Origin of the sequence: Iningainema tapete BLCC-T55, from assembly GCF_014698965.1 — a bacterium.
Classification (GTDB): Bacteria; Cyanobacteriota; Cyanobacteriia; order Cyanobacteriales; family Nostocaceae; genus Iningainema; species Iningainema tapete.
On record NZ_JACXAE010000126.1, the window covers coordinates 148,966 to 162,907 of the forward strand.

15 protein-coding genes are annotated in these 13,942 nt (G+C 41.6%); 10 read left to right on the forward strand and 5 right to left on the reverse strand.

Going from position 1 to position 13,942, the window contains the following annotated elements; translation table 11 throughout:
• Nucleotides 1-948 precede the first annotated feature (948 nt).
• Nucleotides 949-1,077: a hypothetical protein gene (locus ICL16_RS46520; RefSeq protein WP_337907217.1), complete on the forward strand. Its 129-nt coding sequence runs from the start codon at nt 949-951 to the stop codon at nt 1,075-1,077.
• 3 nt (nt 1,078-1,080) lie between these two features.
• On the forward strand, nt 1,081-2,424 hold the full coding sequence (locus ICL16_RS41690) for a DUF58 domain-containing protein (protein ID WP_190837990.1): 1,344 nt from the start codon (nt 1,081-1,083) through the stop codon (nt 2,422-2,424).
• 166 nt (nt 2,425-2,590) lie between these two features.
• On the opposite strand, the gene ICL16_RS41695 is transcribed toward ICL16_RS41690, so the two are convergent.
• On the reverse strand, nt 2,591-2,983 hold the full coding sequence (locus ICL16_RS41695) for a hypothetical protein (protein ID WP_190837992.1): 393 nt from the start codon (nt 2,981-2,983) through the stop codon (nt 2,591-2,593).
• Between the two features lie 193 nt (nt 2,984-3,176).
• On the opposite strand from ICL16_RS41695, the gene ICL16_RS41700 reads away from it, so the two are divergent.
• Entirely contained in the window at nt 3,177-3,407 is a 231-nt protein-coding gene (locus ICL16_RS41700) for a type II toxin-antitoxin system Phd/YefM family antitoxin (protein WP_190837994.1), read from the forward strand.
• Nucleotides 3,408-3,415: 8 nt separating this feature from the next.
• Nucleotides 3,416-3,634 (forward strand): PIN domain-containing protein, encoded by a 219-nt coding sequence (locus ICL16_RS41705; protein WP_190837996.1) that lies wholly within the window; start codon nt 3,416-3,418, stop codon nt 3,632-3,634.
• Nucleotides 3,635-3,763: 129 nt separating this feature from the next.
• Here ICL16_RS41705 and ICL16_RS41710 read toward each other — a convergent pair whose 3' ends face one another.
• Together ICL16_RS41710 and ICL16_RS41715 are read right to left on the reverse strand one after the other, a co-directional pair.
• A complete protein-coding gene (locus tag ICL16_RS41710; protein WP_190837998.1) occupies nt 3,764-4,069 on the reverse strand; it encodes a hypothetical protein in 306 nt (101 codons plus the stop codon).
• Nucleotides 4,070-4,193: 124 nt separating this feature from the next.
• Nucleotides 4,194-5,531: a cytochrome P450 gene (locus tag ICL16_RS41715; RefSeq protein WP_190838000.1), complete on the reverse strand. Its 1,338-nt coding sequence runs from the start codon at nt 5,529-5,531 to the stop codon at nt 4,194-4,196.
• A 124-nt stretch (nt 5,532-5,655) separates the two neighbouring features.
• On the opposite strand from ICL16_RS41715, the gene ICL16_RS41720 reads away from it, so the two are divergent.
• Nucleotides 5,656-6,318, forward strand: coding sequence for a TetR/AcrR family transcriptional regulator (locus ICL16_RS41720; RefSeq protein WP_238361184.1), 663 nt, complete (start codon nt 5,656-5,658; stop codon nt 6,316-6,318).
• 18 nt (nt 6,319-6,336) lie between these two features.
• On the forward strand, nt 6,337-6,504 hold the full coding sequence (locus ICL16_RS41725; RefSeq protein WP_190838002.1) for a hypothetical protein: 168 nt from the start codon (nt 6,337-6,339) through the stop codon (nt 6,502-6,504).
• 102 nt (nt 6,505-6,606) lie between these two features.
• Here the strand turns inward: ICL16_RS41725 and ICL16_RS41730 are convergent, their stop codons facing one another.
• Nucleotides 6,607-7,689 carry a class I fructose-bisphosphate aldolase gene (locus tag ICL16_RS41730; protein ID WP_190838005.1) on the reverse strand — a complete coding sequence of 361 codons (1,083 nt, stop codon included), beginning with the start codon at nt 7,687-7,689 and terminating at the stop codon, nt 6,607-6,609.
• A gap of 216 nt (nt 7,690-7,905) precedes the next feature.
• Between ICL16_RS41730 and ICL16_RS41735 the strand changes: the two genes are divergently transcribed.
• Genes ICL16_RS41735 through ylqF form a run of 4 tightly spaced genes read left to right on the forward strand, consistent with a single transcriptional unit; the run spans nt 7,906 to nt 12,331 of the window.
• Nucleotides 7,906-10,128 (forward strand): FdhF/YdeP family oxidoreductase, encoded by a 2,223-nt coding sequence (locus ICL16_RS41735; protein ID WP_190838006.1) that lies wholly within the window; start codon nt 7,906-7,908, stop codon nt 10,126-10,128.
• Between the two features lie 50 nt (nt 10,129-10,178).
• Nucleotides 10,179-11,009, forward strand: a complete 831-nt coding sequence (gene fdhD / locus ICL16_RS41740) for a formate dehydrogenase accessory sulfurtransferase FdhD (protein ID WP_190838239.1) — start codon at nt 10,179-10,181, stop codon at nt 11,007-11,009.
• Between the two features lie 15 nt (nt 11,010-11,024).
• Nucleotides 11,025-11,396 carry a VOC family protein gene (locus ICL16_RS41745; protein WP_190838009.1) on the forward strand — a complete coding sequence of 124 codons (372 nt, stop codon included), beginning with the start codon at nt 11,025-11,027 and terminating at the stop codon, nt 11,394-11,396.
• 56 nt (nt 11,397-11,452) lie between these two features.
• Nucleotides 11,453-12,331: a ribosome biogenesis GTPase YlqF gene (gene ylqF / locus ICL16_RS41750; protein WP_190838011.1), complete on the forward strand. Its 879-nt coding sequence runs from the start codon at nt 11,453-11,455 to the stop codon at nt 12,329-12,331.
• 107 nt (nt 12,332-12,438) lie between these two features.
• On the opposite strand, the gene ICL16_RS41755 is transcribed toward ylqF, so the two are convergent.
• Complete coding sequence (locus ICL16_RS41755) at nt 12,439-13,800, reverse strand: TrpB-like pyridoxal phosphate-dependent enzyme (RefSeq protein ID WP_190838013.1); 1,362 nt, start codon at nt 13,798-13,800, stop codon at nt 12,439-12,441.
• Nucleotides 13,801-13,942 lie beyond the last annotated feature (142 nt).

Here is a 13,942-nt window from a genome sequence, read left to right on the forward strand (position 1 = left end):
CTTAGCGTTTCAATACACACTAATGAGAGACATAGAGCAAAAATGTGGTTCAAGCATAGCCCAGTAGCCGAACCTTTAACTATCTAACATATACACAGACGTGCATTTAGTCAAATTGTTTTGGCTCTAGTACTGTTTGGCAAGAATCATACAGCATTTATCTATTTATACGCAAGTGGTAATTTTAATTACTCATGTTACAGCATCTTTGGCTCCATAGAACAATCAAATTGTATAATTAATTTTATTTTTTAAAAAAAATCCAGAAAATACTTCGTTGCCATTGTAAACAATCAATGGCAATGAATTGCACCGTTATTGCCACAAGCAAAGCCAACATAAGTTTGACGTTAGGATGGGCTGGCTTTGGGGAAGAAAGAAAATTTTAATTGACTTAATAAAAAAAGCACTTTTTGTAAGAAAAGTAGGAAAAGTCGTAAGTTATTAACAGCACTTATAGACTTGCAATTAATCTGTGTCGGACAAAAATAACTTCTTGCTGACTGTGATGAACAACTTTATCTACTCATAGGTTAACTTAACTACTTGACAAAATCAAAATTATCCCCTACTTAAGAATACAGCAAATTTCAGAGTTATTACTTATAGGCGATTTCAGTAATATGTATTTTAAAAAAAGTCAAATTTATTACATTTAACCCCTATATTCTTGATTTCTTGCTCCCGTGGCAAGATAGAAGTGCAACCATTCAGAGTGGTTGAAAATGGGGTTCTGCAACCCAAAACTAACAACCTGCTATCCTTTGTAAACTTTGAAGTTGAGATGGGATGACTAAAACAACAGTCAAGTTGCTTGATAACTTTGCATTGATAGTCGCCGCGCCGGGCAACATTACCTCCCTATGCTGATTTATATGCTTTTAATTTGCCAGAAGTCATTCCACATTTTCCCTACCTCTACGTGCTGGAGATAACGAGCCAGTTATCGTGCAAACACTTTTAAATGAGATGTATGATCTATACGGTTATGATTTGGTGATAGATTACAGTAACAAGTGTGTGCCACCTTTGTCAGATGCTTCTTGGGCAAAGGGCTATAATTACCTATTTATTTGAAACGTGGTTCCATCCATACGAATTTACATATTATTAGTATTGTTAATTCTGCTTGCCCCAACTATGGCAATTTTAGTTGGTGTTACAGAAAGTATTGCTGTTACATTGCTATTGGATGCGATCGCCTTAACATTAATGATCATAGATGGTTGGCGAGTACGTTCTCAGCGAGTCCAAATTACACGCGAATTACCGCCACGACTCTCAGTTGGGCGCGATAACCAGGTAGTATTAAAGATAAAAAGTGATATTAACACTATAATTCAAATTGGCGATCAATACCCAAAAGAATTTGAGGTATCTACACCAAAACTACAAGCCTCTATCCATCATCAAAAGGCAGAACAAACTAGCAGTACCCAAGAATTAATTTATACTGTACATCCAAAACAAAGGGGAGAATTTACTTGGGGAGATATTCATGTCAGACAATTAGGTGCGTGGGGATTAGCTTGGAATGAGTGGAAAATTCCACAAACAAAGCTCGTCAAAGTTTACCCAGACTTAATAGGGTTGCGATCGCTTTCCATCAAACTAACACTGCAATCATCAGGAGTCAACCGCCAACGCCAATTAGGAATAGGAACAGAATTTAGCGAACTGCGCAACTACCACATAGGAGACGACTTACGCTTGATAGATTGGAAAGCCACAGCTCGTCGTGCATTTGCTTATGCCAATACACCACCATTAGTAAGAGTACTAGAACCAGAGCAAGAGCAAACATTATTAATATTACTTGACCGTGGACGCTTAATGACCGAAAAAGTCCAAGGATTACAAAGATTTGACTGGGGCTTAAACGCCACATTATCACTAGCCCTAGCAGGATTACATCGAGGAGACAAAGTAGGCGTGGGAGTATTCGATCGCCAAATGCATACTTGGATTTCTCCACAAAAAAGTCAACAGCACCTAACTCAAATAATAGATCGACTTACACCCATACAACCAGTATTATTAGAATCCGACTATCTCGGAGCCGTCACAAAAGTAGTACAACAACAAACCAGACGCTGCCTCATAGTACTAATTACCGACATAGTTGACATCACCGCATCTCAAGAACTTCTCACCGCCCTTTCTCGACTAACACCCCGCTACTTACCGTTTTGCGTTATTCTACGCGATCCTCAAGTCGATCAACTAGCCCATAACCCACCTATAAAACCAAAAATCACAGATACATACATCCGCGCCGTTGCTCTAGACTTACTAGCCCAAAGACAAATCGCCTTTGCACAACTTAAACAAAAAGGAGTTTTGGTATTAGATGCACCAGCTAATCAAATCACAGAACAATTAGTTAATCAATACATACAACTCAAAGCCCGCAATCAACTTTAAGTAGTTCGACAAAATTAAATTTATTCGTGAAGGTAGGAGACAGAAGTCAGGAGTCAGGAGTCAGGAGAAAATTTTGTGTAATTAATTTTGCGTATACGTCATCGGAACAAACCCTTCTCTCAAACCTGAGAGAAGAGATGAGAGGATGAGGGCAAACCGCTGAGAATTATCGAATAACTTGCATCTTTGTAATTAAAGTTACTTGCTTGCTCTTACCACATGGTTCTGCACTTTGGCAATCGTTGATTTTTCCTTGCCCATAAGATAACCGTACTTTCTTGTTTAAGAAAGTTTTTTCTCTAGCACAGATATCAAAATTTGCATAGACACTTTGATAAGTTTTTCCTTTTTGATCTACTAAAGTGACGTAACATGCATTGTCACCATTTTCTATGCTTTTAACTGTAGCAATTTGCGGTCCTTTGACTGATTTTTGTGCTAAGACAGCAGTAGGTGTGAGAAAAAAGTTTAAAGCAAAGACTGATACAGATAAACCTATGAGTGATAAGCAGAAGGGGATTTTTTGATCTTTCATTAATTTTTGACTTTGAGCTAACATGGTTAAGTACTATATTCTTAGTATATAGTACAAATATATACAAAAAAAGATTATTGCCATCAGTATTATCCCAATTGACTGACAAAAAATTTCACTGAGGTTGGTTTGTCGGACGGTTTTGTCAGTCAACCAGCAGTAGTATCTTTGATCTAATGAGAAATATGTCTAGACAGACTAGATAAGGTTAGATTATATGAACCGTGTGTGGCAACTGCAAGAGGCAAAGAACAAATTCAGTGAAGTGGTGGAAGAAGCCCTTCACAAAGGACCACAAGTGATTACTAAACGCGGCGTTGAAGTGGCAATTGTATTGTCTTATACTGAATATCGCCAAATGTTGGCGTCGCAGAAGAAGCTATCTGACTTTTTCCGTGAGTCGCCACTAGCTGAGGTAGATTTGGATTTCAGTAGGGATAAAGGTTAAATAATGAAATGCCAATGCGGTTCCAAAACAGGATTCTCAGCATAGATACAGGTGTCATGCTTATCTGGGGACAGCTTACTGGTAGATTGGAGCTAGATGGGAAAAAAATGGCTGTTGTAGATTCTTTGATTGCGGCGATCGCTATTAATGGCAATTTTACCTTAGTAACCCGCAACGAAGATGATTTTAAACATGCAGGATTAGCGATCGTCAATCCTGGGAATTAACCTTTACAGCGGTTTTTAAGTAAATAAACTACAGGGTAGAAGCGGAGACAAGCATTACTAACTTTAGTGCGTCCTCAGTTAGAGCGATCGCACATGGCAACTCCTTTTGTCAACCACCCCATCAGATTTCTACCACTTGATTTGTAACTTGGATAGAATCCAGCTAAAAGTAACTTCAACAAGATACTCCAACGGTTTAAAGATAACTAAGTTGGTGGCTGTGTTAATTACATCAGGATCATAAATGGCGTAATACTCAACATCATTTAGAACATCGACTGCAATTGTTTGCGAGAAAATTAGAGCATTAATACAAGAACTTTCTGTAATTGCACTCATATTGAAACCTGTTGTTTGCTTAATGCCTAAAATCAGCCCAAGAGGTAGTTTACGTTGAATGAGTCGTAACCAAACGAGAGCAGTTTTGCACAACATAATTGATTCTGAATCCAGTATGTACTAATTGGGTTGTCTTTATTTATTTCAAACGCTCGATATTAAAAAAATGAAGTCTATCGAGCGTTTGCCAAAGGTTATATACGTGACGAAGCCTGCGGGACTAAAATTTCTTCAGCACAACTTGAATGCCATATTTTGGTCGTAAAGTGAGCGAAGGTTGAAGAACGATCAAGTGTTCTGGAACAAGATGTAGTTGAAACTTTTGCGCAATGGTTGCTAGTAACAAAGTTGCTTCCATCAGTGCAAAGCTCTTGCCAATACAAATGCGAAGTCCATCTCCAAAGGGAAAGTAAACCCCTCGCGGCAACTGCTTCTCCAAGTCATTAGCCCAACGCTCTGGATTAAATACCTCTGGATTTGGGAAATAACGGGAATTTCGGTGCATTACCCATTGACTCATGATGATTGTGCAACCTGCTGGCACAAAGTAGCCACCAATTTCACAATCTCTAATCGCTTCACGAGTGACATCTGTTATAGGAGGATACAGCCGCATTGACTCCTTGATGATCATGCTAGTGTAACGTAAGCGAGGAAGATCGGCAATCGTAGGAGAGCGTCCACCCAATACTGCTTGTAACTCTTCTACTAATTTTGCCTGAACTTCTGGATGTTGAGCCAGAAGCATCCAAGTCCAAGAAAGTGTGTTAGCCGTCGTTTCATGTCCTGCAAGTATCATAGTTGCTACTTCATCGCGCAATTGCTGATCAGTCATCTGGCTACCATCATCCTCATCCTTCACCTGCATCAACATAGATAGTAAATCTCCTCCATTCCCACCGTTAGAACGCCGCTGATTGATGATGGCGTAAATTGTTTGATCCAGGAGATCGATTGCTTTTCCATAGCGGATATCTTCTGGTGTAGGGTTTCGATCCTCCTCAAAACCGGATTTGTTCTGGCTGTCAAACCAGTTCAGTCCCACTTCTAAAGCATGGGCAATAGAACTAGCTTCGCCCTCTGTTACATCCTGGTTAAAGATGGTTTTCATAACAATGTTCAAAGTGAGACGCATCATCTGTTCGTGGATATCTCGAATTTCTCCATCATGCCAAGTACTGAGCATACGTTCGGTGTAATCAACCATGATTTCTCCGTAACTGTTAATGCGCTGTTGATGGAATACTGGCTGGACTAGCCGTCGCTGACGCTGCCAAAAGTCTCCCTCACTAGAGAGCAGCCCGTTGCCTATCAAGCCATGAATAATTCGTAAGTCCTTTGCCTTGACGAACAACAGACTGTTTTTCAACACTTCTTCAATATCATTCGGGTTGCTTAACAGGCATGCTAGATAAGAACCGAAGCGCAACGGCACAATCTCACCATACTCGATCGCACACCTGGTTAAGAAACCCAATGGATCTTGATTATACTCAGCAAGATTGCCAACTGTAGGATCTACTGATGGTCTAGGTAATGTGAATAGGTCTTGACTCATGGTACTTCTATTTATGGTTTGAATTGTTCTAATTAACTACCAATTCTGGTTTATAATATGAGTATTGCTCACATTTAAATAATACGAGTATTGCTCATGTTATGTCAAGAGGAGAAATAAAAAAATGACGACTCAGCCTCAAAAGGTTGCCAAGATGAGGCGTCAACCTCAACAAGCACGCAGTCAAGCGCGAGTGAACCAAATTCTGGATGTTGCTGAACAACTGTTTATTGAATTAGGGTACGATGCTACCACGACAAATGCGATCGCCGCCCGTGCCAAGGTAGCAATTGGGTCGCTATACCAGTTTTTTCCCGACAAAGCAGCTATACTCAAGGCATTGGCAGCTCGCTACAATGAGCAACTCCATCAACTTTTTGTGGCGTTGCACACGAATGAAGTGGTAAAGCTATCATTGGAAGCCTATGTTGATCTGGTAATTGACGCAATTGATCAGTTCTTTAGAGATCATCCTGGCTACTATGTCATTTTCATGCAACTACAAGAGCCAATACCTGAACTGGAAGCGATGGAAGTGGCTACGGATGCTCAACTGATGCAAGAGTTAGCAACTTTCTTAACTCGACGAAATCCTGGTTTGGAGTTAGCTAGTTATCAGGCGATCGCATTGGTGATTGTCAAAACGGTGGGGACGTTACTGTGGCTATCATTGAGCCAAAACCAAGCGTCTGGCAAACAACTTGTCATAGAAACGAAAAGATTAACTTTGAGTTATCTGCAAAGCTATTTCCCCGACAATGCTAGCAGCAATCATGCTGCATCATAATTTAGAGGATGTTTGAAAATGAGTTCTCAACGGAATGAGCCAGATCCTTTGTCATATACGGAATATAGTCAAATCATGGCGTCGCAGAAGAAGCTATCTGACTTTTTCCGCGAGTCGCCACTAGCTGAAGTAGATTTAGATTTTAGTCGGGATAAAGGCGATGCCAGAGATGATATTACTTTATGAAATACCCCATTATAAAAGTACTGCACTAGGATCGGACAAATGTGTTTAGGGATACCTCTAACCCCCCTAAAAAAGGGGGGCATAATAATCAATCGTATGAGACTAAGCTACAGTCACATCTTTTGACAAATACACATCTTGAATAGCGTGGAACAACTTCACACCTTCTTCAAAGGGACGTTGGAAAGTCTTGCGTCCGGAAATTAATCCTGTTCCTCCAGCCCGTTTGTTAATTACAGCAGTGCGCACTGCTTCGGCAAAGTCGTTTTTACCAGACGCTCCACCAGAATTAATTAATCCTGCACGTCCACAGTAACAATTTAGCACTTGGTAACGAGTTAAATCAATTGGGTGATCTGTGGTTAAGTCTGTATAAACTAGTTCATTACTTTTTCCGTAACTCTTACCAGTTGCTTGAGCCACTGCACCGTAACCGTTATTGTTTTCGGGTAGCTTTTGTTTGATGATGTCTGCCTCAATTGTTACACCTAAATGATTTGCTTGTCCTGTTAAATCGGCAGCTAGGTGGTAATCTTTATCTTGCTTAAAAGCATTATTACGTAGGTAACACCAAATAATTGTTACCATCCCAAGTTCATGAGCATATTTAAAAGCTTGGCTGATTTCTTGAATTTGTCTGGTAGAGTGTTCTGAACCGAAGTAAATTGTCGCACCCACTGCAGCAGCACCCAAATTCCAAGCTTGTTCCACATCAGCAAACAATACTTGGTCAAATTGATTGGGGTAAGTCAGCAATTCATTATGATTGAGTTTGACAATAAAGGGGATTTTGTGAGCATATTTACGGGATATGCTACCCAAAACTCCCAAAGTTGTCGCCACAGCATTGCATTCTGCTGCTATTGCTAGCTTGACAATATTCTCAGGATCGAAATATATCGGATTAGGTGCAAAAGATGCTCCAGCAGAGTGTTCAATACCTTGGTCTACTGGTAAAATAGAAAGATAGCCAGTATTAGCAAGACGACCAGTAGAATATAGTAGTTGCAGATTACGCAACACTTGGGGATTGCGATCGCTGTTCAACCAAACTCGATCCACAAAATCTGGTCCTGGTAAATGCAGTAAATCCTTAGAAACTTTTGCTTTGTAGGTAAGTAAATCCTCTGCTTCTTTACCTAGCACAGACTCAATAGAACTGGGTGTAGATAGAGTGGCAGTCATAGTATTTTTCCTCAAGACTTCCGTCTACTATGGTGACTGTGCTTAGCATAACTTATGTACGCCTCAAGACAGACAAAGATGATTTTTCTCAAAAACCTTTTGCTATAAACAAGATTACCCATTTTTTCTTGGCGTCCTTGGCGTCTTGGCGGTTCATATAAATAACTATTCTTAAGGTAAGATAACAATAAAGCCACTAACAAAGCGCAATCAACCATGTTGCCTAAACCGAAAAAGCGTTGGACACCTTCACACTGGGCAAGTTGGAAGCCCTTTGGTATTGGCGAACAGTACCCAAATAACTATTGGGAAGTTTTTCGGGCAATTTGGCGATCGCGCAACCAGTTACCATATGCATGGAATGTTCTCAACAAAGGTGTGTGCGATGGCTGCGCTTTGGGAACAACAGGAATGAAAGATTGGACAGTATCAGGCATCCATGTCTGCAATGTCCGGTTGCGACTTTTGCAGATGAATACCATGCCAGCTTTCGATCCCGCAGTGTTAGAAGATGTCTCAGAGTTGCAGAAGAAAAAAAGTGCCGAACTACGAGACTTGGGCAGACTACCTTACCCAATGATTCGTCAAAAGGGAGAAAAAGGCTTTCGGCGAGTAAGCTGGGAGCAAGCAATGTCCGTGATAAGCGATCGCATTCGCGCCACTACACCCAATCGACTTGCCTTCTATATTACCAGTCGAGGCACCGTTAACGAAACTTACTACGCCACCCAAAAAGCAGTACGGGCAATAGGTACAAATAACATTGACAACGCCGCCAGAATATGCCATTCACCCAGCACCGCCGGATTAAAAGCAAGTATTGGTGCAGCAGCTACTACCTGTTCATACAAAGACTGGATTGGCACAGATTTATTAGTTTTCATTGGCTCCAACGTAGCCAACAATCAACCTGTGACTGTAAAATACTTGCACTATGCCAAAAAAGCAGGTACGAGGATAGTGGTAATTAACACCTACCGCGAACCAGGCATGGAACGATACTGGGTTCCTTCAATTCCTGAAAGTGCCATATTCGGGACTAAGTTTGCCGAAGACTTCTTTTTAATCAACGTCGGTGGGGACATAGCATTTTTAAATGGGACAATTAAGCAGATGATTGCTAACGACTGGGTGGAGCAGTCGTTTATTGACAACTACACAACTGACTTTGAACAATTAAAAGCTTTCCTCGAAACTCAATCTTATTCAGAGTTAGAAAAACTTTCAGGCATCTCTCGTGAAGAAATGTATGCCTTTGCGAAAATGGTAGGAGAAGCAAACAAAGCTGTATTTGTTTGGAGCATGGGCATTACTCAACACGAGTGTGGTGAAGACAATGTAAGAGCCATTATCAATTTAGCTCTGACTAGAGGTTTTGTTGGACGCGAAGGTTGTGGTTTAATGCCAATTCGCGGACACTCTGGGGTACAGGGTGGTGCAGAAATGGGATGCTATGCTACAGTATTTCCTGGTGGCAAGCCGATTACGAAAGAAAACGCTGAGCATTTGAGCAAAGTTTGGGGTTTTGCAGTGCCAGTAAGTAAAGGTTTAATTGCTCCAGAAATGATTCATGCCGCATCCGAGCAGCAATTAGACGTGTTGTTTTCTGTGGGGGGAAATTTTTTAGAAGTATTACCAGAACCAGATTATGTGGAAGAAGCTTTGCAGCGCGTCCCACTACGGGTACATATGGATATTGTGCTTTCCAGTCAAATGTTGGTTCCAGCAGACACTGTAATATTGTTACCTGCGACTACTCGCTACGAAATTCCAGGAGGAGTAACGGAAACTAGTACCGAGCGTCGAGTGATTTTTAGCCCAGAAATTCCTGGTTCCTGTATTGGTGAGGCACGCCCAGAATGGGATGTTTTTATGGAATTGGCACGCTGCGTTGTAGAGACGCGATATATCGCGTCTCTACATTTTGATGGTACAGAGGCGATTCGTGAAGAAATTGCCAAGGTTATCCCCCAGTATGCTGGTATTCAACATCTTAAGGAAGCAGGGGATCAGTTTCAGTATGGGGGATCGCATTTGTGCTTTGGTTGGAATTTTCCCACACCTGATGGTAAGGCACATTTTGCAGTTGTGTCTCCAAGAGAACGGGATTTGCCGGAGGGATGTTTTTTGGTGGCGACACGTCGAGGTAAACAATTTAATAGTATGGTGCAGGAGCATAAGGATGCTATTACTGGGGCTGTGCGAGATGCGGTGTTGATGAATCAGGTGGATGCAACAAAACTGGAATTAGTTGATGGTGATGGGGTGATTCTGAAGAATGATTTGGGTGAGTTGAAGGGGCGGGTTTATGTTGCTCCCATTAAACCAGGTAATTTACAAGTACATTGGCCTGAGGGGAATGTATTATTGGATCACAGTAAGCGATCGCTTGAAGGCGTTCCTGATTATAACACTGTGGTGCGGTTGGAGAAAATATGAACCGCATAGCCCCAGGTTTAAACCAGGGGGAAGCAGAGAATGGAGAGCAAATGAGTAAGTTTGTTGGCAGCAAGACTAAAGCTACTGTCTGGATGGTGGAGAATGGTAAGGTGCGATCGCGTTTGGATCAACTTACTATAGAGGAACCTTTGGAAATTCGTTTGGTGTCACCGCGTCGCACGGTGGCTGTTACTATGCGTACACCAGGTGCAGATTTTGAACTTGCTGCTGGGTTTCTTTATGGTGAGGGTGTGATTAGTAGTAGGGATGATGTTCAACGTATTAGTTACTGCGTTGATGGTGAACAACGTTACAATATCGTGAATGTTGCTTTAAACTCAGGGTTGAATCCTGATTTACAGTCTTTAGAACGTCACTTTTACACTACCAGCGCTTGTGGAGTTTGTGGTAAGACTAGTCTTGAGTCTTTACGTATGTTGGGATGTGAAGTAGTTTCTTCAGGTTTAAAAGTCACACCTGACATTATATATAGTTTACCAGATCAACTCCAAGCAGCGCAAGGAGTCTTTAAAGCTACTGGAGGTTTGCACGCTGCGGCTTTATTCGACGCGCAAGGGAAGCTGTTGTCTGTATGGGAAGATGTTGGACGACACAATGCTTTGGATAAATTGATTGGTTCAGCTTTGCTCACTGAACAACTGCCTTTGAATAATCATATTATTATGGTGAGCGGACGCTCTAGCTTTGAGATTTTGCAAAAGTGTACGGTAGCTGGTGTTCCCATTGTTTGTTCTGTTTCTGCTCCCAGTAGTTTAGCTGTGTCGGTGGCTAAGGAATTTGGCATTACCTTAATTGGATTTCTACGTGGTGAACGTTTCAACTTGTATGCTGGGATGGAAAGGATATGCGTGGAGGAGTAGGGGAGTGGGGGAGAAATGACTATTTTATGTACTAATGCGCTTGTTACTCTTGCTACTTTAAATATAGAGAAGTTGGTGCAGTTCTATACTAATTTGTTGGGTATGCAACCAGTAAATTTTATTCCGAATGTTTATGCTGAGTTTCAGCTTCCTGGTATGCGATTGGGTATTTTTCAACCAAAACAAGATCGTTTTTCGGAATTTGCATCGGCAAGAAGTAAAATGAGTTTATGTTTGGAAGTAAGTAATTTAGAACAAGCGATCGCTCACCTTACCGTTTTGGGTTATCCTCCACCCGGTAATATTATTACTGCTTCTCACGGCAGGGAAATCTACACTTACGATCCAGACTGTAATCGGATAATTTTACATCAATCTGCTATGTAGTGTCATTAGTCAAGGGACTTTTGACAAATGACAAATGACAAAGGACACTCATACTAATGTCTATTACTGAAAATTATAAAGTAAATCTAATTCAATGGTATCCTGGTCACATTGCTAAAGCTGAGAAAAATCTGACTGAACAGCTCAAGCGTGTAGATGTGGTACTGGAAGTACGCGATGCCCGCATTCCCCTAGCGACACATCACCCGAAAATAGCTGAGTGGGTGGGCAGTAAAACGCGAGTGTTGGTGCTAAACAGAGTAGATATGATTTTGCCCTCTGTGCGATCGCTTTGGGTAGAATGGTTTAAAGCTCAAGGTGAAGTACCTTTCTTTACCAATGCTCAGCATGGGCAAGGAGTGACGGCGGTGGCGAAAGCCGCACAAGCAGCTGGGGTGGAGATAAATAAAAGAAGAAGCGAGCGGGGAATGTTACCTCGTCCAGTGCGAGCTGTAGTTATAGGTTATCCTAATGTTGGGAAATCAGCTTTGATTAACCGTCTTTTGGGGCGGCGAGTGGTAGAAAGTGCTGCACGCCCTGGAGTTACTCGTCAACTACGGTGGGTGCGCATTTCTGAGCAGCTAGAATTGCTGGATGCTCCTGGTGTGATTCCTGCTAGATTAGGAGATCAAGAAGCAGCCTTGAAGTTAGCTATTTGTGATGATATTGGTGAATCATCTTATGACAATCAACTGGTAGCAGCAGCATTAGTAGATATTTTAATAGATTTGCAAGCTACTGGCGCTGAGTTTTTACCACCTCAACCTCTCAAGTCACGTTACGATTTTGAAGATACTTCCTTAACAGGAGAAGCGTATTTACACGCTTTAGCAGAGTTTCGCTACAAAGGAGATGTAGAAAGAACAGCACGACAACTTTTAACTGATTTTCGTAAGGGTTTGTTAGGTGAGATTCCCTTAGAGTTACCAGCGTAACCAAGCTCAAAAACCGGGTTTCTTGCAAGTCGTTAAGTCTGTAACCCTTAATTTGTAGTTAAGAAACCCGGTTTTTCTAGTCTTGAGTTTTAACACCCACTTGACTCTCAATTAATTATAGGTAATCCTGAGAGTGCCATTGCGATCTCGTCGCTACTATATTCGGTATCATGTAATGATCCGGCTTGATAATCGATGTATGCTTGCATATCAAAGTGACCATGACCACAGAGATTAAACAGGATAGTTTTACTAACGCCTTCTTCCTTACAGCGTAGCGCCTCATCAATAGCAGCTTTCACCGCATGATTAGCTTCTGGTGCTGGTATAATACCTTCAGCACGAGCAAATTTCAGTCCTGCTGCGAAACAACCAAGTTGGGTTTCAGCTCTTGTTTCAATTATCCCTAACTCAACTATGTGACTAAGCAACGGTGCCATACCATGATACCGTAACCCGCCTGCATGGAAACCTTGGGGAACAAAAGAACTACCTAGCGTATGCATCTTGACTAAAGGAGTGAGATGTGCTGTGTCACCATAATCGTATGCATACTTACCTTTTGTTAAAGTTGGGCAAGCAGCAGGTTCCACTGCAATAAATTTGAGATTTTCTCGCTCACCTCTTAGCTTCGCTTCCATAAAAGGAAAAGCAATACCAGCAAAGTTACTTCCACCACCAGTACAGCCAACAATAATATCAGGGTAATCGCCAGCCTGTTCTAATTGTGCCAATGCTTCTTGACCAATAATAGTTTGATGCAACAGCACATGATTAAGTACGCTACCTAATGCATATTTGGTTTTCTCATCCTGTGCTGCTATTTCCACGGCTTCACCAATAGCAATCCCCAAACTACCAGTACTATCAGGATGCTCTTGCAAAACTCTCCGCCCTGCTTCAGTTTCATCGCTAGGGCTAGCTACTACCCGCGCACCAAAAGCTTCCATCAAAGCGCGACGATAAGGTTTTTGGTAATAGCTGACTTTTACCATGTAAACTACTACTTCTACGTCAAAAAAAGCACCCGCTAATGCCAGGGATGAACCCCATTGCCCTGCACCAGTTTCCGTCGTTAAGCGCTTAACGCCGGCTTTTTTGTTGTAATAAGCTTGAGGTATAGCTGTGTTAGGTTTGTGACTTCCTCCTGGACTAACTCCCTCGTACTTGTAGTAAATCTTGGCTGGAGTGTCAAGAGCTTTCTCTAGCCGTCGTGCGCGGTATAGTGGAGTTGGTCGCCATTGACGGTAGATAGATAGTACTTCGTCAGGAATTTCAATCCAGCGTTCTTGGCTCACCTCTTGCTCAATCAGCGTTGTGGGAAAAAGGGATTCTAAATCAGTAGCTGTAATTGGCTTACCTGTACCAGGATGTAATACTGGTGGCATGGGAGATGGTAAATCAGCCTGGATGTTATACCAAGCTGTCGGCATTTGGCTTTCGGAAAGGGTGTACTTAATATTATCCATCAATTTGGGTAGAGAGCATCATGGCAAGTTTACTCTTATTTTTAAAAGTTAATGATTTATTAAGCAATGATTTATTTTTAGCAAAATGAACAAGATACCCGACTTCTGTGACAAGTCGGGTATCTGTGTAGAGATGCGAAAT